We start from the raw sequence: 24,181 nt of genomic DNA, 5'->3' as shown, positions 1-24,181 counted from the left end.
CGGACTTCCGCATCCGGCTTGTCACACAGTGTGCGACCCCCGTAACTTGGACCGCTGTCGCTGTGTTCTAGGGGGGCCCATGGCCGGACGTCACCGCCGCCACCAGCCGAGCCGGATAAACCGCGCCTCGCTCACCGTCACCGCAGGAGGGGCCGGCCTCGCGCTGCCGCTCGTCGGCGCGGGCGCCGCCCAGGCGGCCTCGCTCGACGTCTGGGAGAAGGTCGCGAAGTGCGAGTCCTCCTCCAACTGGCGGATCAACACCGGGAACGGCTACTTCGGCGGCCTCCAGTTCAGCCAGTCCACCTGGGTCGCCTACGGCGGCCCCGAGTTCGCGCCCCGCGCCGACCTCGCCTCCAAGGACCAGCAGATCGCCGTCGCCGAGCGGGTCCTCAAGGGCCAGGGCCCCGGCGCCTGGCCCACCTGCGGCAGCCGCGCCGGACTCGCCCGCGGCGGCCCCGCGCCGGACGTCTCCAGGAGCGGCAGCGGCGGCAGCGACGTAAAGACCGCCTCGCTGCCCGCGCAGCGCGCGTTACCGCAGGAACCGGCCCCCAAGCCCGGTCCGACGACCGTCCCCACCGTCCGCGAGATGTACACCGTCACGCCCGGCGACTCGCTCTCCGCCATCGCCCGCGACGAGCGGGTCCGCGGCGGCTGGCAGCGCCTGTACGAGATCAACCGCAAGGTCGTCGGCGACGACCCCGACCTGATCCGGCCCGGCCAGCGCCTCACCCTGCGGATCGCCGCCCCGCCGCGCCCCGCCGCCACGCCGACCGCCCGCCCGACGACCCCGCGCCTGCCCGCCGCCAAGCCGCCCACCACCCCGAAGCTCCCGGCCGCCCAGGCACCCGCCGTGAAGCCGCCCGCCGTCCGGACACCCACGCCGAGGCCCCCGGCGACCCAGCCGCCCGCCGTGAAGCCCCCGGCGGTCAAGACCGCCGCGCACCAGCCCACGACCAAGCCGGCGGCCAAGCCCGCCGCCAAGCCCCCGGTCAAGCAGGCCCAGAAGCCGCAGAACAAGCCGCAGGACAAGCCGGCGGACCGGCCCCAGGCCAAGCCGAAGCCGAAGCCGCAGGCCACTCAGGAGAGCAGGCCGAAGCCCAAGCCCCAGAGCAAGCCCAAGCCCAAGCCAGCCGAGGCCCGCGAGGACCGGTACTCGGCCCCCGTCTCCGCCGACACCGGCACCCGCTACGGCAAGCCCGGCTCGTCCTGGTCCAGCGGCTACCACACCGGCGTCGACTTCCCCGTGCCCACCGGCACCACCGTCAAGTCCGTCTCCGACGGGAAGATCGTCTCCGCCGGGTGGGGCGGCGCGTACGGGTACCAGATCGTCGTCCGCCACGACGACGGCCGCTACAGCCAGTACGCCCACCTCTCCGCCGTCTCCGTCCGCGAGGGGCAGCGCGTCACCGGCGGCCAGCGCATCGGGCGCTCAGGCTCGACCGGCAACAGCTCGGGGCCGCACCTCCACTTCGAGGTGCGGACGGGTCCCGGGTACGGCTCCGACATCGACCCCCTCGCCTACCTCAGGGCCCGCGGGGTCTCCATCTGACCCGGCTGACCCGCCTGACACCGGCCCACCCGACGCCGACCCGCCTGAAACCGACCCGCCCGGCGCCGAGGGCCCGTCCGCGCCGGGGCGGGCCAGCCGGTCCAGGGTCAGCTCGATCAGGCCGCCCGCCGCGACCGCGCCGCAGACCAGCGCGGCGACCGTGCCGGCCGCCCCGTACCGGAAGCCCTCGCCGAAGAGGGTGAGGCCGACGGTGGCGGCCACCACGGGGTTGACGACCGTGACCGTGGCGAGCGGAGCGGCGAGCCCGGCGCCACGGTAGGACGCCTGGGACAGCAGCAGTCCGGTGATCGCCAGCGCCGACAGGACCAGCACGGAGCCCCACTCCGCGAACGGCGCGTCCGCCGTCCACTCCTCCGCGACCGCCTTGGTGAAGACCGAGGCCACCCCGAAGGCCACACCCGCGGCCGCGGCCAGCGCCACCGCGCGCAGCGCGGACCGCCCGGCGAGCCGCGCCAGCAGGAACAGCGCCACCACCGCCGCGGCGGTGACCGTGGCCAGCAGCCAGCGCTCCCGGGCGTCGGGGACGAGGCCCTCGCCGCCGCCGGTCACGCTGAGCAGACCGGCGAGCCCGGCCGTGGCCATCAGCGCCCCGTGCCAGGCCCGCCGCCCCGCCCGGCGGCGTACGAACAGGGCGGCCATCGGCAGCGCGAACACGATCGTCAGGGCGCCCAGCGGCTGCACCACACTCAGCGGCCCGTAGGCGAGGGCGGCCACATGCAGCGTCGCGCCCAGCCCGTTGAGCAGCACGGAGCCCCACCAGACCGGATTGCGCAGCGGCGCGTAGGCCGGCCCGCCGGCGGTCGCGGCGACCCGTTCCTGCACGATCGCCGCGCCCGCGTACGCGACCGCGGAGACCAGCGAGAGGACGACGGACAGCAGCAGGGGACTCATACATTCCACGATCGCTCGCCCGACCGCTCCCGTCGTCAGACCAGGGAACGCCTTCGCCGGTACCGCCGACGCAGTACGCGCCCGTCCCGTACAACCGGAGTCGTACGCCACCGCAGGTCACAGCGGGTGGAACCAGGGCGAACCGGGCTCGCGAAGCGGTACCGGCACCGCCCGCCGGCCGGGCCCGAGCGGCAAACCCGAGCCAGTCGCCGGGCCGGCCGGTCCACTTTGGCCCGGAAGATCGTCCGGGCCGCTCCGGGATACCGTGGGGCCGCGCCGCCGGGCCGTACCGGCGGGTGAACCCGAGGGGGATCGGTGGAGCCCGACGAGAGCACGGTCGCACCCCTGGGCGGCTTCTTCGCCCTGCGGACCTCCCCGCCGCCCACCGGCGGCGACCACCGCCCCCTCGCCCGCCTCTACGCGGGCGCGGGCACAGGCACGGGCGCGTGCGCGCGCGAAGACAAGGGCGAGGGCCCGGCCGGTGACGCACCCCTCCACGCGCGCGTGGACCGGGTCGTCGCCCGGCTCGACGCGCGCGAGCGGCGCGTCGGCGCCTCCGTCGCCCACCTGGGGCTCGCCGCCCGCCTCTGGTCGACGGCGCTCGGCCCCGCCGCCCTCTCCGGGCGCTTCCCCGTCCTCGACCCCGCCGAGCTGTACTGGGACCCGGCCCTCACCTCCCCGGACGACCTCTGGTGGGCGGGCGCCGACACCCGCCCGGGCACCGTCGCCGCCCTCCGCGAGGCCGTCCAGGAGGCGCACCTCGTCCCGCTGCACGCGGCCTTCGCGCGCGACGGGCGGATCTCGCCCCGGCTGCTGTGGGGCAACGCGGGCTCGGCGCTCGCCGGGGCCCTGCGCGAGCTGACCCGCTGGGCCCGCGCCCACGACCGGCCCGAGGCCGCCGAGCGGGCCGCCGCCCTCGTCCAGGGCCTCCTCGACCACCCGGACCTCGCCGGCACCGTCCGCGGCCCCGCCCTGCGCCGTACCAGTTGCTGCCTCTACTACCGCTGCCCCTCCGGCGGCCTCTGCGGCGACTGTGTGTTCGACCACGCCCCGGGAACGGGTTTGGAGCGGCGGCCCCCGGCTCCGTAAAGTTGACTCTTCGGAACCCACGGCGGCAGCACGCCCGCCCGCGAGCGATCGAGGAACGACGAAGGCCATGACGGTGACTGAAGAAACCCAGGTGTACGGGCCGGGCATCGACCCCGAGCGCCTGGCCGTCTGCCTGAGCGTGCTCGACGAGCTCGACAAGATCGACGTCGACCACCCGGACGCCATCGCCGTCCGCCGTGCCACGGCGGGCATCTACCGCACGGTCAAGCAGCGCCGCCGCCAGGACCGCCGGGCCGCCAAGACGGCCCACGACCGGTCCGTCACCGAGGCGACCGCGACCGGCTCCGCCCAGCGCATCGACGACGAGACCGAGGGCATCCTGCCCTCCTCCGTCACCGAGGCCGGCAAGATCGCGGGCATACTCCAGCGCCCCCGGTCCTGCTACACCTGCAAGACCCGGTACGTCGAGGTCGACTACTTCTACCACCAGCTCTGCCAGGACTGCGCGGCCCTGAACCGCTCCAAGCGGGACGTCCGCGCCGACCTCACCGGCAAGCGCGCCCTGCTCACCGGCGGGCGCGCCAAGATCGGCATGTACATCGCGCTGCGGCTGCTGCGCGACGGCGCGCACACCACGATCACCACCCGCTTCCCCAAGGACGCCATCCGCCGCTTCAAGGCGATGGAGGACTCGGCGGAGTGGATCCACCGCCTGGAGGTCGTCGGCATCGACCTGCGCGACCCGGCCCAGGCCGTGGCGCTCGCCGAGCAGGTCTCCGCGGCGGGCCCGCTGGACATCCTGATCAACAACGCCACCCAGACCGTGCGCCGCCTGCCCTCCGCGTACGCGGCGCTGGTCGACGGCGAGACCGCGCCGCTGCCGGCCGGCGAACTGCCCGCCCACCACGTCATCGGCGCCTTCAACTCCGGCGCCGTCGACGGCCTCGCCGCGCTGCCCGTCGGCACCAGCGGCCTCGACGCCCAGAAGGTCGCCGACCTCGCGCTCGTCGCGGGCAATGCGAGCCTGGAGCGGCACCAGGCCGGCACGGCGATCGACGCGGGCGGCCTGCTGCCCGACGTGGTGGACTCCAACACGTGGGTGCAGACCATCGACCAGATCTCCCCGGTGGAGCTCCTGGAGACCCAGCTCTGCAACTACACCTCGCCGTTCATCCTGATCAGCGCCCTGCGCCCGTCGATGGCCGAGGCCGCCGCCAAGGCCGCGAGCGGCCGGGCGTACGTCGTCAACGTCTCCGCCATGGAGGGGGTCTTCTCCCGCGGCTACAAGGGCGCCGGGCACCCGAACACCAACGCCGCGAAGGCCGCCATGAACATGGTGACCCGGACCAGCGCGCAGGAGATGTTCGAGGCCGACAAGATCCTCATGACCTCGGTCGACACCGGCTGGATCACCGACGAGCGCCCGCACTTCGAGAAGCTGCGGCTCGCCGAGGCGGGCTTCCACGCCCCGCTCGACCTGGTCGACGGCGCGGCCCGCGTCTACGACCCGGTCGTCCGCGGCGAGGCCGGCGAGGACCTGTACGGCGTCTTCATGAAGGACTACGCCCCCGGCAAGTGGTAGTCCCTCCCCGCCCGCCGTCACGAGCGCCCTTCCCTCCAGGAAGGGCGCTCTTTCGGTCTCCGTCACCCGAACGCGTCACACTTTGGAGCCCGGTAGAGCGCGGGCGCGCTCATTTGGTTACTCTGATGTCCACGGTCGGCCACCGGAGCGACACACCGCTCCACGGCCGTCCAGGGGACTGGCCACTCACCTCGGCCGCGGTCCCGCCCAAGAACGGCGCCACCGCGACCGAACGGCCCTACGTCCTCACCTGAACGCGACACAAAGGAGTGCGCGGTGACACCCGAACTGACGAAGCAGGAACCGCTGCCCGCGGAACCCACCGAACGGCAGCGGCGCAACGGCGAGCTGGGAAGCCTTGAGGTCTGGGCCCGCTCGGCCCCGATCCGGCTCGCGGGCTACGAGGACGACCTCGCGGAGCCCCACATCCTGCCGGGCATCGACTGACCGCTGCCCTCGACGTAAGGCGTCGTCCCCCGGCCGCACCGGCGCGGCCCGTACGACCCCGGTGCCCCCGCTCCCTCCCGGAGCGGGGGCACCGTCGCGTCCGGATCAGGGTCTGCGCGGCTCACCCCCGCAGCCGGACCGGCGGCAGGTACTCGCGCAGGAGCCGGCGCTGCCACCACGCGCCGGTCGTCCGCAGTTCGCGCCAGGTGGAGAAGCGGTAGCGGTAGAGGCGGGCGCGGACGTGGGTCGGCGGGGCGTCCGGGAACGGGTTGTGCGCGAGGAGGCGCAGGGTGTCCCGGTCTCCGGCGAGCAGCCGCTCCACGAAGGGCCCGAACCACTCGCGCGCGTAGCCGGGGGAGAGCGCCGCGAACCACATGAGCCAGTCCAGCCGCAGGTGGTACGGGGCGAACTGGCGGGGGAGCCGGCGGGGGTCGCCGGGCTTGCCCTTGAAGCCGTACTCCCGCCACTTTGTGTCCGGGCCGGGGACCTCGTCCGCGGTGCCCTCCACGACGATCTCGTCGCGCACGCGGCCGACCGTGCCGAAAGCTCCGTAGGTGTTGACCAGGTGGAAGGGGTCGTACGAGCGGTTCATGGCCTGGTGGCGGGAGAGCAGGTTGCGGACGGGGCGGTGGCTGCGGACGAGGACCAGGACGGTGAGGGCGACGACCAGGGCCGCGTACCAGAGCGGCGGGTCGGGGCGCGGGTGGTCGCCGGAGAACGCGGAGAGGTCGAGGACGGAGGCGGCGAGGACGATCGTGAGCCAGTTCAGCCACGCGAAGTTGCCGGAGAGCACCAGCCACAGCTGGGTGACGATCATCAGCCCGGCCGCGACCGTGGCCACCGGCTGCGGGGTGAAGAGGAGGAAGGGCACGCCGAGCTGGACGACGTGGTTGGCGGCCGCCTCGACGCGGTGCAGCGGGCGGGGGAGCCGGTGGAAGAACCAGCTCAGCGGGCCGGGCATGGGCTGGGTCTCGTGGTGGTGGCAGAGGCACGTCAGCTTCCGCCAGCAGGCGTCGCCGCGGATCTTGATGAGGCCCGCGCCGAACTCGACGCGGAAGAGCAGCCAGCGGAGCAGGAGGAGGACGAGGAGGGGCGGGGCGACGTCGTCGTTGCCGAGGAAGACCGCGAGGAAGCCGGTCTCCAGGAGCAGCGACTCCCAGCCGAAGGCGTACCAGGTCTGGCCGACGTTCACGATCGACAGGTAGAGGACCCAGAGCAGCAGCCAGAACGCCATCGCGGCGGCGAGCGGCACCGCGTCCCCCGCCCCGGCGGCGAGCGCCACCGCGAGGGCGGCGCCCGACCAGGCGACCGCCGCGAACAGGCGGTCCGAGTAGCGCCAGTGGAAGAGCGACGGCGAGCGGAGCGGGGTGGTGCGGCGCAGATACTCCGGTACGGGAGTCATGCCGCGCTCGCCGATGAGCGCGCGGAACTGGAGCGCGGCGGACAGGAACGCCACGCAGTACAGCACCGCCAGACCGCGCTGGAAGACGGTCCGGCCCAGCCACAGCTCGGGCGCGGTGAACCACTCCATCGCCTCCAGTATCGGCCCGGGGTCAGCCCGTGGCGACGAGCCGCGCGAGGACGCCGCCGAGCCGGCGGGCGTAGGCGCGCTGGAGGAGGGGGACCAGCGGTCCGGCGAGCCGGGTGTACCAGGCGGCGGGCCGGCTGAAGGCGGTCACGGTGAAGCGGACCGTGCCGTCGGGCTCCAGCTCCACGAGGAAGGACTCCTCGCCGCTCTCCGGATGCCCGGTGAGGGTGCCGTACGCGAAGCCGGCGAGGCGCTCCCCCTCGGGGAGCCAGATGACCTGGCACGGGACGCCGATCGCGAGCGGGCCTATGCCGAGCGCGACCTCCAGGGTGACGCCGGGGGCCGCGCGGTCGGCGGCGGAGCGGACGCGGGCGCCGGAGGCGCGGTGCATCCGCCAGGTGGTGACGGCCTCGGCGGCGGTCAGGAAGGCGGCGTGGCCGTGGCCGACGGGTGTGCTGTGGCGCAGGTGGTGGTAGCCGGCGGGGAGGGCGTCCGGGGTGCGGGTGGCGCCGGTCTCGCGGTAGGTGAGGGTGCGGCGCGGGGTCGCGTCGCCGAGGATGCGGGTCATGCCGGGAGCTCCGTTCGCGGAAGGGGGGCGGGGTGGCGGGGGCCGGTGGCGCGGAGCCGGCGGTGGGCGAGCAGAGCGCAGACGGCGAAGCCGAGCGCGTTGCCCAGGCCGTGGGTCGCGGCCATCCAGGTCAGCGTGGGGTGCGGCAGCCCGGTCGCCTCGCCCAGCGCCCACCAGAGCGCGAGCGCCATGGTGACGGCGAGGACGAGGGCCGAGACGCCGAGCAGGGTCCGGGTCGCGCGGTCGGCGGCGAGCCCGCGCCGCTCGCGCAGGGTCAGCACCGAGACGGCGGCCATGCCGGTGGTGAGGACGACGGCTCCGGCGAGTTCGGTCCAGTCGTCGACGAAGTAGCCGACGAGGACGAGCAGGGTGCCGGCGGGCACGCTGAGCGCGGCGGTCCTGGCCAGGGCGCCCTCGCCGGGCCCGCCGTCCGGGGCGGAGGTCCGGCAGAGCAGCCCGGCGACCAGGGCGGCGGCGAAGCCGGCGAAGTGGAAGTGGGGCACGGCCAGCGCCAGCAGGTCGAGTTCGAAGCCGAAGAGCGGGTACGCGGCCCGCTCGGCGACGAGCGCGAGCCCGGCGACGGACGGCGAGACGAGCGCGGTGAGGACGGCGATCTCGGCCGGGCGGAGCGAGCGGGTCAGGGTGAGGCGGGCCGGGGCCTGGAGGGCGAGCGCCAGGGTGGCGAGCGCGTAGCAGGCGGCGAGCGCGGTCGCGGTGCCGGAGCGCGGGAGCCAGAGCGAGACCGCGCCGGGCAGCGCGAGCAGCGGCCAGGCCCGCCGCAGCAGGTCCCAGCCGGGCGGCCGGGGCCCCTCGACGAGACCGAGCCCGGTCGGCACGACCCAGAGCATCCCGATCGTCACGACCGGAACCACGAAGGCCGACAACGTGGTCATGTGGCGTCCACCCCCCGACTGAAAAACCGACTTGAACGTGTTCAACGGTGACGGGACCGAGCGTAGAGCCTCTCTTGAACGTGTTCAAGTCCGCCGTGGGTGCCGGGTCCGCCGCCCGGTCGGACGCTCTCCGCTTGCACCCCGTCACCGGCTGCGACAGAACAGGAGGAACCCATCCGTGACGACCGACCGGGAGAAGCAACGTGCGCCCCACGCAGCGCCGGACGCGGAGCAACCCCGCCGCCGTCCGCCCAGCCCCCGGAGCCGCCCGCAGCCAGGGCCGCACCGCCCTCGCCGCGACGCTCGGCGCCGCCCTGTTCCTCGCCGGCTGCTCCTCCGGCGGAACCGGCGGCGCCGCCGGCCGGGCCGCGATCGGCGCCGCCCACGAGGTGCACCTCCAGCCGGTCGCCGCCCAGGGCCCCGACCCCTTCACGGCCTCCACCGCGCGCGGCGCCGGGCTGCGTACCCTCCAGGAACCGGAGCCCGGGGCCGAGCCCGTCAGCGCCCCCGGCGTCCGCGAGGTCACCGGCTCCGCCCCCGGCCTCTACGGCGGCACCCGCGCCGAGGGCAGCTGCGACGTCGAGCAGCAGGTCGCCTACCTCGCCGCCGAACCCGCCAAGCTCCGCGCCTTCGCCGAGGCCGCCGGCATCCCCGAGGGCGGCGTCGCCGACTGGCTCCGCGACCTCACCCCCGTCCTGCTGCGCGCCGACACCCGGGTCACCAACCACGGCTTCCGGGAGGGCCGGGCCTCCGCCTTCCAGTCCGTCCTCCAGGCCGGCACCGCCGTCCTCGTCGACCCCTACGGCGCCCCGCGCGTCCGCTGCGCCTGTGGCAACCCGCTCCGTACGCCCGTCAGCGTGTCCGGCGCCGTCCACCACGGCGACCAGTGGACCGGCTTCGACCCCGACCGCGTGATCATCGTCAAGCCCACGACCACCGTCGTCACCAGCCTGGTCATCGTGAACGTCTCCGACGACAGCTGGATCGAGCGGAAGTCCGGCAGCGACGGCGACCAGGACCGCAAGCCCGACACCGTCCCCGACTGCGACCCCGACACCTGCGCCCTCAGCGACCCCGTCACCCCGGACACCGACAGCCCGGACCCCGACGCCCCGGAGAGCACCACCCCGAAGCCCCCGACGGAGCGCCCGACGACCCCCGACACCCCGGCGGCACCCGACACCCCCGCCGTACCGGACGCCCCCACGACGCCTGACGCCCCCACGACGCCGGACGGGCCGACGACGCCCGACGCCCCCACGACCCCGGACGCGCCGGTCACCCCCGACGGGCCCGTCAGCCCCGACGTACCGACGCCGGACGCGCCCGCCGACCCGTACGCCGAACCGCCGGCGGACCCGTACACCGACCCTTACGCCGAGCCGCCCGCCGACCCGTACACGGACCCGTACACCGATCCGTACACGGACCCCTACGCCGACCCCTACGCCGACCCCGACGGCGGCTATCCGCTGCCCGAGGACCTGCTCCCCGTCGAGCCGGGGCCCGCCCAGCCCGATACGTTCGAAGGCTGAAAGATCTTCGTGGTGCGCGAGGAACCCGCTGGCCCTAGCGTGGCCCCCATGAGTGTGGGCAGCGGGGGAGCGGACACGGCGGGCCGGCCGGACACGGCACCGGCCCCGGGCGGCGCGGCGGCGCCGATCCTCAGCGCGTTCGGAGCCGCCTTCCGCATGGGCGGCTTCGACTGGGACCTGCTCACCGGCACCATGGAGATGGACGAGGCCGCCCTCGACGTCTTCGACATCGAGCCCCACGAGTACGACGGGCGCCCCGAGAGCCTCGGCAGCCGGGTCCTGTCCGACGAGGGCCGGCAGCTCGACACCCTCGTCGCCCAGGCCCTCAAGGACGGCAGCGACCAGTACGGGGCGTACTTCCGCATCCGCCGCCGCGACGGCTCCCACCAGTGGACCCACACCCAGGGCATCGTCCACCGGGACCCCGACGGCCGCCCCGTGCGCATCGTCGGCGTCCTGCGCGACGCCACCCACGAGCTCACCGAGTCCGCCGCCCGCCTCGGCCTGGACGAGGGCCGCCGGCAGCGCGCCGGGGTCGTCGAGGGCACCACCGCCGCCCTCGCCTACGCCCGCACCGTCCAGGACGTCATCGACCTCCTCAACGACTCGCACGCCCTGGAGCACTTCGGCGCCGCCAGCCTCGTCATGGGCCTGCTGGAGGCCGGCCGGATCCACCTCGTCGCCGAGGGGCCCGACGGAGCCTTCGTGCCCGGCACCCGCTTCACCCGGGTGGACGAGCCGTACCCGATGAGCGAGGTCATCCGCACCCTGCGGCCCCGCTTCATCGACACCGCCGAGGACTTCGCCGCCTCCTTCCCCGTCCTGTGGCCGCACATCAGCGGCCTCGGCATCACCGCCGCCGCCTATCTCCCGCTCATCGCCCAGGCCCGCCCCATCGGCGCCCTCGGCCTGCTCTACAGCGACCGCACCGGCTTCAGCGAGGACGAGCGGACGCTCCTCGTCGCGCTCGGCAGCAGCATCGCCCAGAGCCTCCAGCGGGCCATGCTCTACGAGCAGGAGCACGACCTCGCCGAGGGGCTCCAGCAGGCGATGCTGCCCCGCCGGATCCCCGACGCGCCCGGCGCCCAGATAGCCGTCCGCTACCGCTCCGCCCGCCTCGGCCGGGACATCGGCGGGGACTGGTACGACGTCATCCCGCTCCCCGGCGGCCGGGTCGGCGCCGTCATCGGCGACGTCCAGGGCCACGACACCCACGCCGCCGCCGTCATGGGCCAGCTGCGGATCGTGCTGCGCGCCTACGCCGCCGAGGGCCACACCCCCGCCACCGTCATGGCCCGGGCCTCCGTCTTCCTGCACGAGCTCGACACCGAGCGCTTCGCCACCTGCACCTACGCCGAGGCCGACCCCGGCACCGGCGTCGTCCAGGTCGTCCGCGCGGGCCACGTCGACCCGCTGGTCCGCGAGGCCGACGGCACCTGCCACCGGATCCCCGTCGAGGGCGGGCTGCCGCTCGGCCTCTCCGCCGAGTTCGGCCGGCTCGACTACCCCGTCACCACCCTGGAGCTCGATCCCGGCCAGACCCTGATGCTCTACACCGACGGCCTCGTCGAGAAGCCCGGCGCCGACCTCGACGAGGGCCTCGAATGGCTCGCCTCGCTCGTCCGGCGCGGCCCCTCCGACCTCCAGGAACTCGCCGACCTCCTCTGCGAGGTCGTCGCCGAGCGCGGCGGCGAGGACGACGTCGCCATCCTGCTGCTGCGCCGCCTCGGGGCGTACGCCCCCAGCGGCGGCCGCTTCCGCCAGCACGTCGCCCAGAGCGACCCCGAGGCCCTCAGCGCCGCCCGCCACATGATCCGGGCCGCCGTCCGCGCCTGGGGTGCCGGCTCCCGCGCCGACGAGATCGAGCTGGTCGCCGACGAGCTGATGACCAACGCCCTCATGCACACCGACGGCGGCGCCATCGTCACCCTGCGGATCCTGCCGGGCACCGCACGGCGGCTGCGCGTCGAGGTCGAGGACCGCTCCAGCGCCCTGCCCCGCCGCCGCGAGGCCGGAGAGGCGGGCGTCTCCGGCCGGGGCCTCCTCCTCGTCGACCAGCTCTCCGACAGCTGGGGCGTGGAGTCCCGGGGCGGCGGCAAGTGCGTGTGGTGCGAGTTCGCCGTCACCGACTGACCCGTGGGTGAGGGGCGCGGTGGCGCGCCCCGGTCCGCCGCGCGGGTCGCGTCGCCGTGCGGCAGGGTGGTGGCATGCCCGAACTGCCCGAGGTGGAAGCCCTGCGCGAGTTCCTCGGCGAGCACCTGGTCGGCAAGGAGTTCGCCCGGGTGCTGCCCGTCGCGATCAGCGTCCTCAAGACGTACGACCCCCCGCTCGGCGCGCTCGACGGCGCCGAGGTCACCGGCGTCGGCCGGCACGGCAAGTGGCTCGACATCACCGCAGCCACCGGGGACGGGCCGCTCCACCTCCTCATCCACCTCGCCCGCGCCGGCTGGCTCCGCTGGCAGGACCCGCTGCCCTCCGGACCGCCCAAGCCCGGCAAGGGCGCGCTCGCCCTGCGCGCCGCGCTCACCGGCGGCGACGGCTTCGACCTCACCGAGGCCGGCACCACCAAGCGCCTCGCCGTCCACCTCGTCCACGACCCCCACGAGGTCCCCGGCGTCGCCCGCCTCGGCCCCGACCCGCTCGCCGAGGACTTCGGCCCCGACGCCTTCGCCGCGCTCCTCGCCGGAGAACGCCGCCAGATCAAGGGCGCCCTGCGCGACCAGAGCCTCCTCGCCGGCATCGGCAACGCCTACAGCGACGAGATCCTGCACGCCGCCCGGATGTCCCCCTTCAAACCCACCGCCACCCTCACCCCCGACGACACCGCCGCCCTCTACGCGGCCATGCGGACCACCCTCACCGAAGCCGTCGCCCGCTCCCACGGCCTCGCCGCGGGCAGACTCAAGGCCGAGAAGAAGAGCGGCCTCCGCGTCCACGGCCGCACCGGCGAACCCTGCCCCGTCTGCGGCGACACCATCCGCGAGGTCAGCTTCTCGGACTCCTCCCTCCAGTACTGCCCCACCTGCCAGACCGGCGGCAAGGTCCTCGCCGACCGGCGGATGTCCCGGCTGCTCAAGTAGGCTCCCGCGCATGCTGCGCGTACTGGCCGTCGACGACGAGGAACCGGCCCTCGGGGAACTCCTCTACCTGCTGCGCGCCGACCCCCGGGTCAGGACCGCCGAGGGCGCCGGCGACGCGACCGCCGCGCTGCGCAGGATCGGGCGCGCGCTCGACTCCGGGCCGGACGGCGAGGAGACCGTCGACGTCGTCTTCCTCGACATCCACATGCCCGGCCTCACCGGTCTCGACGTCGCCCGGCTGCTCGCCGGCTTCGCCCGCCCGCCGCTCGTCGTCTTCGTCACCGCCCACGAGGGCTTCGCGCTCACCGCCTTCGACCTCAAGGCCGTCGACTACGTGCTCAAGCCCGTCCGCCGCGAACGGCTCGCCGAGGCCGTCCGCCGCGTCCACGAGCTCGTGCACGCCAGCGCCGCGCCCGCGCCGACCGCCGCCGCGCCCGAGCAGATCCCCGTCGAACTCGGCGGCGTCACCCGCTTCGTCAGCGTCGACGACATCGCGTACGTCGAGGCCCACGGCGACTACGCCCGCCTCCACACCGACCACGGCAGCCACCTCGTCCGCATCCCGCTCTCCACCCTGGAGGAGCGCTGGGCCGACCGCGGCTTCGTCCGCATCCACCGCAGCCACCTCGTCGCCCTCGGGCGCGTCGACGAGCTCCGCCTCGACGGCGGCGCCACCTCCGTCCGGGTCGGCTCCACCGACCTCGCCGTCAGCCGCCGCCACGCCCGCCACCTCCGTGACCTGCTGATGCGCCGCGCCGGCGGCTGACCGGCCACCCCTACCCGCGCCCCGCCCCTTCCGCTTACACTCCACGGGCCCACCCGCCCGTCAGAGAGCGACGCCGATGCCGGAGCACCTTCAGCCGCGCCGGCCGCGGCGCGAGACCGTCACCCACGCCTCCGCCCTCGGCGACCGGCCCGGCCCGGCGCTCCGGCCCCGCCCCCTGCACCCGCCCGCCCGGTCCGAGATCGACGAGCAGACCACCCTCGGGCACACCTACGTCCGCTCCCTGATGCGCAGCCAGCTCCGCGCCGCCCTCACCGCGCTCGGCGCCCTCGCCCTGCTCGTCGGCACGCTCCCGCTGCTGCTCGCGCTGCCCGCCCCCGAGGCCCTGGTGTGGGCGGTCCTCGGCGTCGGCGTGTACCCCGTCGTCTGGGCCGTCGCCCACTGGTACGTCCGCCGGGCGGAGCGCAACGAGCGCGACTTCACCGGCCTCGTCGAGCGCTGAGGACCGGTGGACCGCCCCGCATGAACCAGACCTACGCGGTCGCCGCCGTCACCGCCGTCGTCCTCGCCACCGTCCTCATCGGCGCCCTCGGCCTGCGCGTCTCCCGCACCACCTCCGACTTCTACGTCGCCTCCCGGACCGCCGGGCCCCGGCTCAACGCGGCCGCCATCAGCGGCGAGTACCTCTCCGCCGCCTCCTTCCTCGGCATCGCAGGACTCGTCCTCGTCCAGGGCCCGGCCATGCTCTGGTACCCGGTCGGCTACACCGCCGGCTACCTCGTGCTGCTGGTCCTCGTCGCCGCCCCGCTGCGCCGCTCCGGCGCGTACACCCTCTCCGACTTCGCCGAGGCCCGGCTCGAATCCCCGCAGGTCAGAAGGCTCGCCAGCCTCTTCGTCGTCGGCATCGGCTGGCTGTACCTGCTGCCGCAGCTCCAGGGAGCGGGGCTGACCCTGGAGATCCTCACCGGCGCCCCCGACTGGGTCGGCGGCCTGCTCGTCGCCGTCGTCGTCACCGGCACGGTCGCGGCGGGCGGGATGCGCAGCATCACCTTCGTGCAGGCGTTCCAGTACTGGCTGAAGCTCACCGCCCTGCTGGTCCCCGCCTTCTTCCTGGTGGCCGCCTGGTACGGGGACGGGGCGCCCCGGGCTCGCTTCGACGCGCCCGCCGTGCTCCGCGAGCACACCGTCGTCCGGGTCGGCGACACCGTACGCATCGGGCTCGACGCCCCGCTCACCCTCACCGTCACCGGCACGGTCGACGCCGTCCGGTACGAGGAACGGGCCGTGACCCTCGCACCCGGCACCCACCACGTGAAGGGCGGCACCGTGCTCGCCCTCCCGCCCGGCACCCCCGTCCCCGAGCGGCGCGCCGACGGCGCCGATCCTCTCGGTTGGTCCCAGCCGCTGGCCGGTGGCCGCGACGGGCACCAGCTGTACGCCACGTACGGACTGATCCTCGCCACCTTCCTCGGCACCATGGGCCTGCCGCACGTCGCCGTCCGCTTCTACACCAGCCCGCACGGGCGGGCCGCCCGCCGCACCACCCTCGTCGTCCTCGGCCTGATCAGCGCCTTCTACCTGCTGCCCGCGCTCTACGGGGCCCTCGGGCGGGTCTACGCCCCCGAGCTCGCCCTCACCGGTTCCGCCGACGCCGCCGTGCTCGTCCTGCCCGACCGGATCGTCGGCGGCGCGCTCGGCGACGTCCTCGGGGCCTTCCTCGCCGGCGGCGCCTTCGCCGCCTTCCTCTCGACCGCCTCGGGGCTCACCATGTCCGTCGCCGGCGTCCTCGCGCAGGACGTGCTGCCCTCCCGCGCGGTCCGGCACTTCCGGCTCGCGACGCTGCTCGCCACCGCCGTCCCGCTCGCCGTCGGCGTCGCCGCCTCCAAGGTGCCGGTCGCCGACGCCGTCGGGCTCGCCTTCGCCGTCTCCGCCTCCTCCTTCTGCCCGCTTCTCGTCCTCGGCATCTGGTGGCGGCGGCTCACCCCGCCCGGCGCGGCCGCCGGCCTCCTCCTCGGCGGCGGATCCGCCCTCGCCGCCGTGATGGCCACCCGCGCCGGGCTGGCCCCGGCGGGCTGGCCGCACACGCTGATGGCCTGGCCCGCCGTCTGGTCCGTCCCGCTCGGCTTCCTCACGATGATCCTGGTCTCGCTCGCCACCCCGCGCAGCGTCCCGGCCGGCACGGCGGCGACCCTCGCCCGGCTGCACCTGCCGGAGGAGTTCACCGCCCCGGGGGAGTTCACCGCCCCCGGGGCGTTCACCACCCCCGTACCCGCCCAGGAGGCACGCCGGTGAGCGGCATCGCGTGGGCGGCGGCGAGCGCCGCCGGAGCCGTCCTCCTCGCCGCCGGGGTCGTCCTCGGCCGGCTCACCGCCCGGCGCGGCGCCCGCTCCGCCGACCTCGACCTCGGCACCCCCGTCGAACGGGCCACCTTCCACACCCTGCACACCGCCTCGCTCGCCGCGCCGCCGCTGCGCGCCGGGCTGACCGAGGAGACCGCGCACCGGGCGGCCCGCCCGCTGCGCTCGCTGCTCGGCACCGAGGCCCTCTGCCTCACCGACGGGTCGGCCGTCCTCGCGTGGGACGGGCCCGGCGAGGCGCACCACCACGCGGGCGTGCCCGGTCTGGCCGCCGCGACCCTGGAGACCGGCCGCAGCCGCTCCGCGCCCACCGGGTGCGCGGACCCCGGCTGCGAGCTGCGCTGGGCGGTGACCGCCCCGCTCACCGGCGAGGAGGGGGTCCTCGGCGCGCTGGTCGCCTACGGGCCCCGGGAGTCGGCGGTGCTCGTCCGGGCCGCGACCGAGGTGGCCCGCTGGGTCTCGGTCCAGCTGGAACTGGCCGAGCTCGACCGCTCCCGGACCCGGATGGTGGAGGCGGAGATCCGCGCGCTGCGCGCCCAGATCTCCCCGCACTTCATCTTCAACTCCCTCGCCGCGATCGCCTCGTTCGTCCGCACCGACCCCGAGCGGGCCCGGGACCTCCTCCTGGAGTTCGCGGACTTCACCCGCTACTCCTTCAGGAGGCACGGCGAGTTCGCCCAGCTCGCCGACGAACTGCGGGCGATCGAGCAGTACTTGGCGCTGGCCGGGGCCCGCTTCGGCGACCGGCTCAAGGTGACGCTCCAGATCGCACCCGAGGTGCTGCCGGTCGCGCTGCCCTTCCTCTGCCTCCAGCCGCTGGTGGAGAACGCGGTCAAGCACGGGCTCCAGGACCGGGAGCGGGGCTGCCGGGTCACCATCGCCGCGCGGGACGCGGGCTCCGAGGCGGTGGTGACCGTCGAGGACGACGGCGTCGGCATGGACCCCGAGCGGCTGCGGGCGGTGCTGCGCGGCGAGCACCCGGGCGGCTCCGGCATCGGCCTGTCCAACGTCGACGAGCGGCTGCGCCAGGTGTACGGGCCGGAGCACGGCCTCGTCATCGAGACCGGCGTCGGCGCAGGGATGAAGGTGACCGCGCGCTTCCCCAAGTACCGTCCGGGGGTGCATCCTTCGCCCGCGCGGTGACGGATCAGGAGAGCCACACGGCGAGATGGGCGAGCGGCAGCCCCAACTGCCAGGCGGGCAGCCAGGTACGGGCCGCCTCGTCCACCAGGAGTCCTGTCCCGGCCCCGGGCACGCCGTCCAGGTCGGTGGCGTGCACCCAGGTCTCCCGCAGCGCCCGCCAGGCGTCCCGGGCGAGCGCCAGGTCGGCGCCGTCGGGGTCCTCGGCCTCCGCCGCGGCGAGCCGTTCCTCCACCCAGTCGGGCCAGCCCGCCTCGTGCGCGGTGAGGCGCAGCCACTCGTCGGCCGCGGGCTCCCCGGACAGGTGGACCGTGAGCGCCAGGGCCCGCAGGGAGGCGCGGTGCTCCAGCGAGCCGGGCTCGGCGAGGCCGGCCGCGGTCAGGTACTGGTCGGCCAGGTACTCGGCGCACAGCCAGGCCATCGGAACGGCCAGGCCCCCGCCGCTCCTGCGGCCGGCGCCGTTCGTGCTCTCGGGCGGCAACGCTCCCACCTTCTCCCGGACGTTCGGGGCCCGCGGTTCTCGGGACCCCGAGCAGAGCCTCCTCCGCTCGGGGCCTCCGCGTGGACCGCTTTACTCAACTCGCCGGTGTGGTTTCGGATACGTTCCCCGGCCGGATCGGTGCGGACGGGTCTTCTGCGCCGGACGGTACGGGTGGGGCGGACGGGGCGGGGGCCGGAGCGGGAGCCGGAGTCGAAGCCGGGGCGGGAGCCGGGGCCGAGGCCGGGGCCGGGGCCGGGCGGCGTCGGACGAGCGAGGCGAGCGCGGTGGCGCCGACGACGAGCGCGAGCGACCGGAGGGGCAGGACGGCGCCGAAGGAGTCGTCCAGGCCGTCGATCCCGTTCCAGACGGCGGTGATCCACCCCGCGCTCCCCACCAGCACCGTCGCCCCCAGCCTCCGCTCCCCGCTCAGCCGCATCCCGGCCCAGAGCACGAGCGGCATGACCAGCGAAGTGTTGACCAGCGCGGTCGTGAAGACCTGCGCGGTGCCGTACCCGGTCGGCGACCCCAAGGCGGCGGACGCCTCGGCGACGAGCGCGAAGCGCAGCGTGTCGGAGAGGACGAGGTGCGCGGCCGCGACCGCGAGCGCGGTGACGACGACGGCCTTGAACAGACGGGGGAGGGCGGGGGTGTGGGGTCGTGAAGCCATGGACGCGACTATACGCACTGCGTATACATCGAGTGCATAGACCCTCGGCGGCCACTCGACCCCTTCCGTCGGGCAGGCGGGTGTTAGCCCAGCAGAGCGTAGACCGCGGTCGCGTGGGCGGCCGGTTCGGCCGTGCCCTCGGCGGTCATGGTGATGTCGGCGAAGGCCATCCGGCGGCCGAGCTTGGTGAGCCGGGCGCGGATCAGGACGTCGGCGCCGAGGACCGCCCGCTGGAAGCTGGTGGACTGCTGGACGGTCGTCATGGGGACGAAGCCGCCGCGGGCCGCGGAGACGGCGATCACCGTGGCCGTGTCGGCGGCGGCCATCAGGGCCTGGCCCGAGAGGCCGCCGCCCTCCCGGGCCAGCCGGTCGGACCAGGGGAGCCGGAGGACGGCCTCGTGGCCGTCGACGGAGTCGACCGTGAGCCCCAGGTCCAGGACCCACGGGGCGAAGTGGTCGGCGAGGATCTTCTCGGCCGCGGCGGGCGTCAGCGGCACGGCGGTGTCGGGGAGCGTCACGGCGTCATTGTGCGGCCGCGGTCCGGGGCCGGGCAACGGCGCCGCGGCGCGGCCGGTAACCGGGCAGCGAGCGGCCCAGCTGCCGAAGGGCGTAGTGCGAACGGGACTTGACCGTGCCGGCCGGGATCCCGAGGTCGACGGCGGCCTCGTTGACGGTGAGCCCGTGGAAGTAGAGGCGGACCAGCACCGCGCGGTGCTCCGGGCTCAGTTCCCGTACCGCCGCCCGGACGTCGAGCGCGGCCTCGGCCGACTCGGTGGCGTCCGAGGGATCGGGGGTCACGGCGAGCACCCCGTCGCCGATCTCGGCCGGGCGGGCCAGCCGGGAGCGGCGGGCGTCGATGGCGAGCCGGCGGGCCACGGTGAAGAGCCAGGGCCGCATGGAGTCGTACGCGCCGCTGAACGCCTCGGGGTGGAGCCAGGCCCGGACCAGGGTCTCCTGGACCAGGTCCTCGGCGCGCTGGCGGTCGCCGTAGGTCAGCCCCAGCAGGAAGGAGAGCAGCGCGGAGCCGTGCTCCCGCTGGAGCTCCTGGAGCGTCCGCTCGTCGGTCGTCACCGCCGTCATCACCGTCGCCGTAGCCGTCGTCACCGCCGGCGCCGTTGCCGTCGTCATGGTTGCCACCCTTCCCCGCCCGCTCCGCGGTTCGTCGTCCGCGCCGTATACGAACCCATCCGGGCGGGAGGGGACAGGGAACGGACAACGGTCTGCGACGAACGGTCGTAACGAGCGGCGAATGGCACGGCGAGCGGTCGGGCGGCGGGTAGGCGGCGGTCAGGCGGCCGGTCGGACGGCGGTCATGCGTCCGATCCGGTGGGGTTCTCGGCCCCCGGCGGCCCGGTCCCTTGACTGGGGGCCGCCCGGGAGATGAATTCGGCAGAACAGATGTTCTTCCGATGATCGGGGTGGCAGTCCTCATGACCACAGGACCGAGAGGTACCGGATCGAGCCGCACGCGCGGCCGGGCCGCCCGGGCCGGCTCCACCGCCGTCGCCGGCGCCCTGCTCGCCGTCGTCGCCGCGTGCAGCCAGAGCGGCCCCGGCGGCGGCTCCCCGGCCCCCGGCGGCTCGCCCGGCCCGCCCGGCGGCTCCACCGCGCCCCGCCCGGCCGCCCCGGCCCCGAAGCCGGCCGGCTTCACGCTGGTGGCCTCCGGCGACGTCCTCCCGCACGACTCGATCATCCGCCGCGCCGCCGCCGACGCGAGCGACGGCGGCTACGACTTCCGCCCCATGTTCGCCGGGGTGAAACCGGTCGTCTCCCGCGCCGACCTCGCGATCTGCCACATGGAGACCGTGTACGGGAAGGACGGCGGGCCCTACACCGGCTACCCCGCCTTCAAGTCCCCGCCCGAGGTCGCGACCGCGCTCAAGGCCACCGGCTACGACTCCTGCTCCACCGCCTCCAACCACACCCTCGACGACGGCGCCGCCGGTCTCGGCCGCACCCTCGACGCCCTCGACGCGGCGGGCGTGAAGCACGCGGGCTCGGCCCGCACCGCCGCCGAGGCGGCCCGCCCCACGCTGCTCAAGGCGGGCGGCGCGACCGTCGCCCAGCTCGCGTACACCTACGACACCAACGGCTACCCGCTCCCGGCGGGGCAGCCCTGGGCGGTGAACCTGCTCGACGAGCAGAAGGTGCTCGCCGACGCCCGTGCGGCCCGCGCCGCCGGCGCCGACGTCGTCGTGGTCAGCGTCCACTGGGGCAGCGAGTGGCAGACCGCGCCCGACGAGCGGCAGCTCTCGCTCGCCCGCTCCCTCACCGCCTCCCGCACCGGGGGCCGCCCCGACATCGACCTCATCGTCGGGACCCACGCCCACGTGCCCCAGGCGTACGAGAAGGTCAACGGCACCTGGGTGATCTACGGGATGGGCGACCAGATCGCCGGCGACATGATCAACCACCAGGGCGTCTTCGACCCGCGCGGCAACCAGGGCAGCATCGGCCGCTTCACCTTCGCCCCGCCGAAGAAGCCCGGCGGGCGCTGGGAGGTCACCAAGGCCGAGTTCGTGCCCCAGTGGTTCGACACCGGACGCGGCCGGGTGGTCAACCTCGGCGCCGCCGACGGCTCCGACCCGCGCCACCCCGGCATCCGCGAGACGATCCGCCAGGTCGTCCTCGGCCGGGGCGCCGACAAGGACGGCCTGACCATGGGCAAGTGAGGAGGCCGGCCGGTCAGGGGACGACCGTGACCGGCCAGCGGCCCGCCTTCACCAGCCGCACGGCCACCGAGCCGACGAAACGGTGCCCGGCCGACTCCGAGGCGCCCACCACCACGGCGTCCGCCGTCAGTTCCTCCGCCGCGCGCACCAGCCCCGCGTACGCGTCGCCCTTGAAGGTGCGGAACTCCCAGCGCACCCGCCACAGGTCCTTGACCCTCTCGGCCGACGCGCGGATCTCCTCGGCCAGCTCCTCCGCGATCTCCTCGGTGGTCCCCGTCACCGGGGCGCCCAGCGAGGCGCCGGCCGCGATCAGCGGCTGTACGTAGACCAGCGCGAGCAGCGCGTTCTGCCGGCGGGCCAGACCGGCCGCGTACGCCGCCGCCCGCAGGGACGAGGACGAGCCGTCGACCCCGGCCATGATCACCTTGGGGCCGTCGGTGCCCCGTTCGAACCGCTCGGCCCGCTGTTCGCTCACCCTTCGAGGGTATCGGCCCATCGGGTGCAATCGGACGGCGGCCCGGTGTCGGTGAGGGGGCCGCGACCCTCCCCGTACGAACCATTGGTCATGAAAAACGATCAGCAGATCACCGGCCGGAGGTCGGTGCTGCGGCTCGCCGCCGCGCTCGGCGTCACCGTCACGGCCGGCGCGCTCGCCGCCGAACGGCTCGGGGCCTTCGACGGCCCACCCGAAGGCCCCGCCGCCGCGTCCCGGCGCCCGCCCGGCGCCGGGGGGCCAGCCGCCGGACCGCCCGCCGCCGCGCCCCGGCTGCGCCCCTCCGCGTACCGGCTCCAGCCCATGACCGCGTACGCCCCCGCCGTACGGCCCCGGGCCATGCCGCCGGTCCGGCAGCGGCCCTTCCTCTCGCTCACCGGCGTCGGCCGCTCCATGGTGCTCACCTTCGACGACGGCCCCGACCCCCGCTACACGCCCGCCATCCTGGCCACCCTGCGGCGGTACGACTGCCGGGCGATGTTCTTCGTCTGCGGGGAGATGGCGGTCGAGAACCAGGACCTGCTGCGGGAGATGGCCGACGACGGGCACGTGGTCGGCAACCACTCCTGGTCGCACCCGCTGGTGCCGAAGCTCCGGCCCTCCCGCATCCGCGACGAACTCGGCTCCACCAGCGAGGTGGTGGAGCGGACGCTGGGCGCCGCGCCGCTCTGGTACCGGGCCCCGTACGGCGCCTGGAACCGGCACTCCTTCGAGATCGGCGCCGAACTGGGCATGGAACCGCTCGCCTGGTCCGTGGACACCCTCGACTGGAAGGAGCCCGGCAGCGACACCATCGTCCGCCGGGTCCTCGACGGCGCGGGGCCCGGCGTCATCGTCCTGTCGCACGACGCCGGCGGGAACCGCTCCCAGAGCGTCGCCGCGCTCCGCCGCTACCTGCCCGCGCTCCTGGAGGACGGCTACACGATCGCCCTGCCGCGGCGCTGACGGCGGTGTTCCGGTCCGCGAACGACCGGACCGTCCGAACCGGCCCCCACCCCTCCCGGCCCGGACCGGGAGGGGTGCGGTCCGGACCATCGTCTGGTCGAAGACACCAGGCCCGGGCCGCGTGGTTGGAGCAAGGGCCACAACCTGCCTGAGCAGGGCGCCATATGCCCCGAGCCAAGGCAGAATTCCGGTCGCACTGTCCAAAAGCAAAGAGGAACATCCGTGCGACCAAGACTCTTCGGCGCGACCGCCTCCGTGGCCGCACTCGGCCTGCTGGGCTCTCTCGTCACCGCCTGCGGCTCCTCCGCGGACGGCGACGGGACGACACTGCGCCTCGTGGCCGCCGAGTACGGCACCAGCCCGGCGAACAGCTCGCAGGCGTACTGGGACAAGCTGACCGCCGCCTTCACCGCCGCCCACCCCGGCAAGAAGGTCGAGGTCACGCTCTACCCGTGGGACGACGTCGACCGCGAGGTCACCCGGCTGGTCGACGAGGGCAACGCCCCGGACGTGGCCCTGATGGGCGCCTACTCCGACTTCGCGGCGCAGGGCCGCCTCTACGCCGCCGGAGAGCTGCTGTCGATCAGGGCGGAGGCCAACTTCCTGCCGCCGCTCGCCGAGGCGGGCCGGGTCGACAACGCCCTCTACGGCCTGCCGTTCGTGGCCAGCAGCCGGCTGCTGTTCTACAACGAGGAGCTGTTCGACGAGGCCGGCGCGGAGCCGCCGCGCACCTGGGCCGACCTCAAGGACGCGGCCGGCAAGCTGAAGAAGGAGGGCGTGACCTACCCGTACGCCCTGCCGCTGGGTCCCGAGGAGGCGCACGCCGAGACCCTGATCTGGCTGCTGAGCAACGGGGGCGGATACGCGGGCCGCTACGGCGGCTACAGCATCGCCTCCGAGCAGAACACCCAGACCTTCCGCTGGATCAAGGACAACCTGATCACGCCCGGCCTGACCGGTCCGGTCCCGCCGGGCGAACTCAACCGGCGGGACGCCTTCACCGCCTTCCTGCGCGGCCAGGTGGGCATGCTCAACGGCTATCCGTCGCTCCTGCACGAGGCCAGGGCCAAGGGCATCAAGGTCGGCACGCTCAGCATGCCGGTCTCCGGAAACCTGCCGGACGGGCAGGTGCCTCCGGCGGCGGGCGTCGCCGACTGGATGATGGCCTTCAAGCGGGACGGCAACCGCGAACTGGTCGGCTCCTTCCTGGAGTTCGTCTACGAGGACAAGAACCTCAACGAGTTCGCCGACCGCTACCACCTGCTGCCCTCGACGGTCTCGGCGAACCAGGAGTCCAAGGGCGCGGCGGCGGACCCCGGCGACAGCCAGTTCCTCGACGCCCTGCGCGGCGCCGAGCTCTACCCGGTCAACGAACCCTCGTGGCTCCAGGTCAGCAACACCATCAAACGGAACATCGGCAAGGCCGTCGCCCCCTCCGCCGACCCCCAGGCCGTCCTGAACGACATCGCCCGCGACGTCCAGGAGATGACGAAGAAGTCCTAGGGAAGCCCACCCGGCACGCCCCGCCCCGCCCGTCCGTGCGGCCGGGCGGGGCGGG

General features: G+C 74.9%; 24 protein-coding genes. 15 read left to right on the top strand and 9 right to left on the bottom strand.

All coding sequences use genetic code 11. The features are described 5' to 3' along the window. Positions 1-79: 79 nt before the first annotated feature. Positions 80-1,549: a transglycosylase family protein gene (locus ACFXMG_RS33460; protein WP_383818468.1), complete on the top strand. Its 1,470-nt coding sequence runs from the start codon at positions 80-82 to the stop codon at positions 1,547-1,549. On the opposite strand, the gene ACFXMG_RS33455 is transcribed toward ACFXMG_RS33460, so the two are convergent. After that, a complete protein-coding gene (locus tag ACFXMG_RS33455; protein ID WP_383818466.1) occupies positions 1,430-2,461 on the bottom strand; it encodes a DMT family transporter in 1,032 nt (343 codons plus the stop codon). The genes ACFXMG_RS33460 and ACFXMG_RS33455 overlap by 120 nt on opposite strands. Positions 2,462-2,776: 315 nt before the next feature. On the opposite strand from ACFXMG_RS33455, the gene ACFXMG_RS33450 reads away from it, so the two are divergent. The 4 genes from ACFXMG_RS33450 to ACFXMG_RS33435 all read left to right on the top strand — a co-directional run bounded on the left by ACFXMG_RS33450 (position 2,777) and on the right by ACFXMG_RS33435 (position 5,540). Beyond that, complete coding sequence (locus ACFXMG_RS33450; RefSeq protein WP_383818464.1) at positions 2,777-3,550, top strand: IucA/IucC family C-terminal-domain containing protein; 774 nt, start codon at positions 2,777-2,779, stop codon at positions 3,548-3,550. 67 nt (positions 3,551-3,617) lie between these two features. Beyond that, positions 3,618-5,093: an SDR family NAD(P)-dependent oxidoreductase gene (locus ACFXMG_RS33445; protein WP_383818462.1), complete on the top strand. Its 1,476-nt coding sequence runs from the start codon at positions 3,618-3,620 to the stop codon at positions 5,091-5,093. 125 nt (positions 5,094-5,218) lie between these two features. Further along, complete coding sequence (locus ACFXMG_RS33440; RefSeq protein ID WP_383818460.1) at positions 5,219-5,347, top strand: hypothetical protein; 129 nt, start codon at positions 5,219-5,221, stop codon at positions 5,345-5,347. A gap of 22 nt (positions 5,348-5,369) precedes the next feature. Further along, the gene (locus tag ACFXMG_RS33435) at positions 5,370-5,540 is read left to right on the top strand and encodes a hypothetical protein (RefSeq protein WP_383818459.1); all 171 of its coding nucleotides are present in this window, start codon (positions 5,370-5,372) and stop codon (positions 5,538-5,540) included. Between the two features lie 121 nt (positions 5,541-5,661). Here the strand turns inward: ACFXMG_RS33435 and ACFXMG_RS33430 are convergent, their stop codons facing one another. The 3 genes from ACFXMG_RS33430 to ACFXMG_RS33420 are packed head-to-tail and all read right to left on the bottom strand — an operon-like array spanning position 5,662 to position 8,529. Continuing rightward, entirely contained in the window at positions 5,662-7,071 is a 1,410-nt protein-coding gene (locus ACFXMG_RS33430) for a lipase maturation factor family protein (protein WP_383818457.1), read from the bottom strand. A gap of 22 nt (positions 7,072-7,093) precedes the next feature. After that, on the bottom strand, positions 7,094-7,636 hold the full coding sequence (locus ACFXMG_RS33425) for a DUF1990 family protein (protein ID WP_383818455.1): 543 nt from the start codon (positions 7,634-7,636) through the stop codon (positions 7,094-7,096). Further along, positions 7,633-8,529, bottom strand: a complete 897-nt coding sequence (locus tag ACFXMG_RS33420; protein WP_383818453.1) for a YndJ family protein — start codon at positions 8,527-8,529, stop codon at positions 7,633-7,635. The genes ACFXMG_RS33425 and ACFXMG_RS33420 overlap by 4 nt, the downstream gene beginning before the upstream one ends. 203 nt (positions 8,530-8,732) lie before the next feature. Between ACFXMG_RS33420 and ACFXMG_RS33415 the strand changes: the two genes are divergently transcribed. From ACFXMG_RS33415 to ACFXMG_RS33385, 7 genes are all read left to right on the top strand, one after another. Then, positions 8,733-10,064, top strand: a complete 1,332-nt coding sequence (locus tag ACFXMG_RS33415; RefSeq protein ID WP_383818451.1) for a DUF6777 domain-containing protein — start codon at positions 8,733-8,735, stop codon at positions 10,062-10,064. Between the two features lie 48 nt (positions 10,065-10,112). Next, positions 10,113-12,197 (top strand): SpoIIE family protein phosphatase, encoded by a 2,085-nt coding sequence (locus ACFXMG_RS33410; protein ID WP_383818449.1) that lies wholly within the window; start codon positions 10,113-10,115, stop codon positions 12,195-12,197. A 74-nt stretch (positions 12,198-12,271) separates the two neighbouring features. After that, the gene (locus ACFXMG_RS33405) at positions 12,272-13,144 is read left to right on the top strand and encodes an Fpg/Nei family DNA glycosylase (RefSeq protein WP_383818447.1); all 873 of its coding nucleotides are present in this window, start codon (positions 12,272-12,274) and stop codon (positions 13,142-13,144) included. A gap of 10 nt (positions 13,145-13,154) precedes the next feature. Beyond that, on the top strand, positions 13,155-13,910 hold the full coding sequence (locus ACFXMG_RS33400) for a LytR/AlgR family response regulator transcription factor (protein ID WP_383818445.1): 756 nt from the start codon (positions 13,155-13,157) through the stop codon (positions 13,908-13,910). A gap of 76 nt (positions 13,911-13,986) precedes the next feature. Further along, positions 13,987-14,370 (top strand): hypothetical protein, encoded by a 384-nt coding sequence (locus ACFXMG_RS33395; RefSeq protein ID WP_383818443.1) that lies wholly within the window; start codon positions 13,987-13,989, stop codon positions 14,368-14,370. A 20-nt stretch (positions 14,371-14,390) separates the two neighbouring features. Further along, positions 14,391-16,160, top strand: coding sequence for a cation acetate symporter (locus tag ACFXMG_RS33390; protein WP_383818441.1), 1,770 nt, complete (start codon positions 14,391-14,393; stop codon positions 16,158-16,160). Further along, positions 16,157-17,368, top strand: a complete 1,212-nt coding sequence (locus ACFXMG_RS33385; RefSeq protein WP_383818439.1) for a histidine kinase — start codon at positions 16,157-16,159, stop codon at positions 17,366-17,368. The genes ACFXMG_RS33390 and ACFXMG_RS33385 overlap by 4 nt, the downstream gene beginning before the upstream one ends. 4 nt (positions 17,369-17,372) lie before the next feature. On the opposite strand, the gene ACFXMG_RS33380 is transcribed toward ACFXMG_RS33385, so the two are convergent. The 4 genes from ACFXMG_RS33380 to ACFXMG_RS33365 all read right to left on the bottom strand — a co-directional run bounded on the left by ACFXMG_RS33380 (position 17,373) and on the right by ACFXMG_RS33365 (position 19,593). Further along, the gene (locus ACFXMG_RS33380) at positions 17,373-17,846 is read right to left on the bottom strand and encodes a hypothetical protein (RefSeq protein WP_383818438.1); all 474 of its coding nucleotides are present in this window, start codon (positions 17,844-17,846) and stop codon (positions 17,373-17,375) included. A 94-nt stretch (positions 17,847-17,940) separates the two neighbouring features. Further along, positions 17,941-18,513: a hypothetical protein gene (locus tag ACFXMG_RS33375; RefSeq protein WP_383818437.1), complete on the bottom strand. Its 573-nt coding sequence runs from the start codon at positions 18,511-18,513 to the stop codon at positions 17,941-17,943. An 83-nt stretch (positions 18,514-18,596) separates the two neighbouring features. Beyond that, positions 18,597-19,010 (bottom strand): PaaI family thioesterase, encoded by a 414-nt coding sequence (locus ACFXMG_RS33370; protein ID WP_383818489.1) that lies wholly within the window; start codon positions 19,008-19,010, stop codon positions 18,597-18,599. Positions 19,011-19,035: 25 nt separating this feature from the next. Continuing rightward, entirely contained in the window at positions 19,036-19,593 is a 558-nt protein-coding gene (locus ACFXMG_RS33365) for a sigma-70 family RNA polymerase sigma factor (protein ID WP_383818488.1), read from the bottom strand. A 350-nt stretch (positions 19,594-19,943) separates the two neighbouring features. Between ACFXMG_RS33365 and ACFXMG_RS33360 the strand changes: the two genes are divergently transcribed. Then, entirely contained in the window at positions 19,944-21,185 is a 1,242-nt protein-coding gene (locus ACFXMG_RS33360; protein ID WP_383818435.1) for a CapA family protein, read from the top strand. A 13-nt stretch (positions 21,186-21,198) separates the two neighbouring features. On the opposite strand, the gene ACFXMG_RS33355 is transcribed toward ACFXMG_RS33360, so the two are convergent. Further along, positions 21,199-21,681 carry a universal stress protein gene (locus ACFXMG_RS33355; RefSeq protein WP_383818433.1) on the bottom strand — a complete coding sequence of 161 codons (483 nt, stop codon included), beginning with the start codon at positions 21,679-21,681 and terminating at the stop codon, positions 21,199-21,201. A gap of 69 nt (positions 21,682-21,750) precedes the next feature. Here ACFXMG_RS33355 and ACFXMG_RS33350 point away from each other — a divergent pair, with 69 nt between their 5' ends. Together ACFXMG_RS33350 and ACFXMG_RS33345 are read left to right on the top strand one after the other, a co-directional pair. Continuing rightward, on the top strand, positions 21,751-22,623 hold the full coding sequence (locus tag ACFXMG_RS33350) for a polysaccharide deacetylase family protein (protein ID WP_383818431.1): 873 nt from the start codon (positions 21,751-21,753) through the stop codon (positions 22,621-22,623). A 222-nt stretch (positions 22,624-22,845) separates the two neighbouring features. Next, positions 22,846-24,126 carry an extracellular solute-binding protein gene (locus tag ACFXMG_RS33345; protein WP_383818429.1) on the top strand — a complete coding sequence of 427 codons (1,281 nt, stop codon included), beginning with the start codon at positions 22,846-22,848 and terminating at the stop codon, positions 24,124-24,126. Positions 24,127-24,181 lie beyond the last annotated feature (55 nt).

The organism is Streptomyces sp. NPDC059201 (assembly GCF_042754585.1).
Taxonomy (GTDB): Bacteria; Actinomycetota; Actinomycetes; order Streptomycetales; family Streptomycetaceae; genus Streptomyces.
Note: the sequence above shows the minus strand (reverse complement) of the source record. Positions and strands in the feature narration are given on the sequence as shown.

What these genes read in the sequence shown, in the direction of transcription:
- ACFXMG_RS33460 (WP_383818468.1), top strand. Translation starts at nt 80, where the DNA reads ATGGCCGGACGTCACCGCCGCCACCAGCCGAGCCGGATAAACCGCGCC.
- ACFXMG_RS33455 (WP_383818466.1), bottom strand. Translation starts at nt 2,461, where the DNA reads ATGAGTCCCCTGCTGCTGTCCGTCGTCCTCTCGCTGGTCTCCGCGGTC.
- ACFXMG_RS33445 (WP_383818462.1), top strand. Translation starts at nt 3,618, where the DNA reads ATGACGGTGACTGAAGAAACCCAGGTGTACGGGCCGGGCATCGACCCC.
- ACFXMG_RS33440 (WP_383818460.1), top strand. Translation starts at nt 5,219, where the DNA reads ATGTCCACGGTCGGCCACCGGAGCGACACACCGCTCCACGGCCGTCCA.
- ACFXMG_RS33430 (WP_383818457.1), bottom strand. Translation starts at nt 7,071, where the DNA reads ATGGAGTGGTTCACCGCGCCCGAGCTGTGGCTGGGCCGGACCGTCTTC.
- ACFXMG_RS33425 (WP_383818455.1), bottom strand. Translation starts at nt 7,636, where the DNA reads ATGACCCGCATCCTCGGCGACGCGACCCCGCGCCGCACCCTCACCTAC.
- ACFXMG_RS33420 (WP_383818453.1), bottom strand. Translation starts at nt 8,529, where the DNA reads ATGACCACGTTGTCGGCCTTCGTGGTTCCGGTCGTGACGATCGGGATG.
- ACFXMG_RS33410 (WP_383818449.1), top strand. Translation starts at nt 10,113, where the DNA reads ATGAGTGTGGGCAGCGGGGGAGCGGACACGGCGGGCCGGCCGGACACG.
- ACFXMG_RS33405 (WP_383818447.1), top strand. Translation starts at nt 12,272, where the DNA reads ATGCCCGAACTGCCCGAGGTGGAAGCCCTGCGCGAGTTCCTCGGCGAG.
- ACFXMG_RS33400 (WP_383818445.1), top strand. Translation starts at nt 13,155, where the DNA reads ATGCTGCGCGTACTGGCCGTCGACGACGAGGAACCGGCCCTCGGGGAA.
- ACFXMG_RS33395 (WP_383818443.1), top strand. Translation starts at nt 13,987, where the DNA reads ATGCCGGAGCACCTTCAGCCGCGCCGGCCGCGGCGCGAGACCGTCACC.
- ACFXMG_RS33390 (WP_383818441.1), top strand. Translation starts at nt 14,391, where the DNA reads ATGAACCAGACCTACGCGGTCGCCGCCGTCACCGCCGTCGTCCTCGCC.
- ACFXMG_RS33375 (WP_383818437.1), bottom strand. Translation starts at nt 18,513, where the DNA reads ATGGCTTCACGACCCCACACCCCCGCCCTCCCCCGTCTGTTCAAGGCC.
- ACFXMG_RS33365 (WP_383818488.1), bottom strand. Translation starts at nt 19,593, where the DNA reads ATGACGGCGGTGACGACCGACGAGCGGACGCTCCAGGAGCTCCAGCGG.
- ACFXMG_RS33360 (WP_383818435.1), top strand. Translation starts at nt 19,944, where the DNA reads ATGACCACAGGACCGAGAGGTACCGGATCGAGCCGCACGCGCGGCCGG.
- ACFXMG_RS33355 (WP_383818433.1), bottom strand. Translation starts at nt 21,681, where the DNA reads ATGGGCCGATACCCTCGAAGGGTGAGCGAACAGCGGGCCGAGCGGTTC.
- ACFXMG_RS33350 (WP_383818431.1), top strand. Translation starts at nt 21,751, where the DNA reads ATGAAAAACGATCAGCAGATCACCGGCCGGAGGTCGGTGCTGCGGCTC.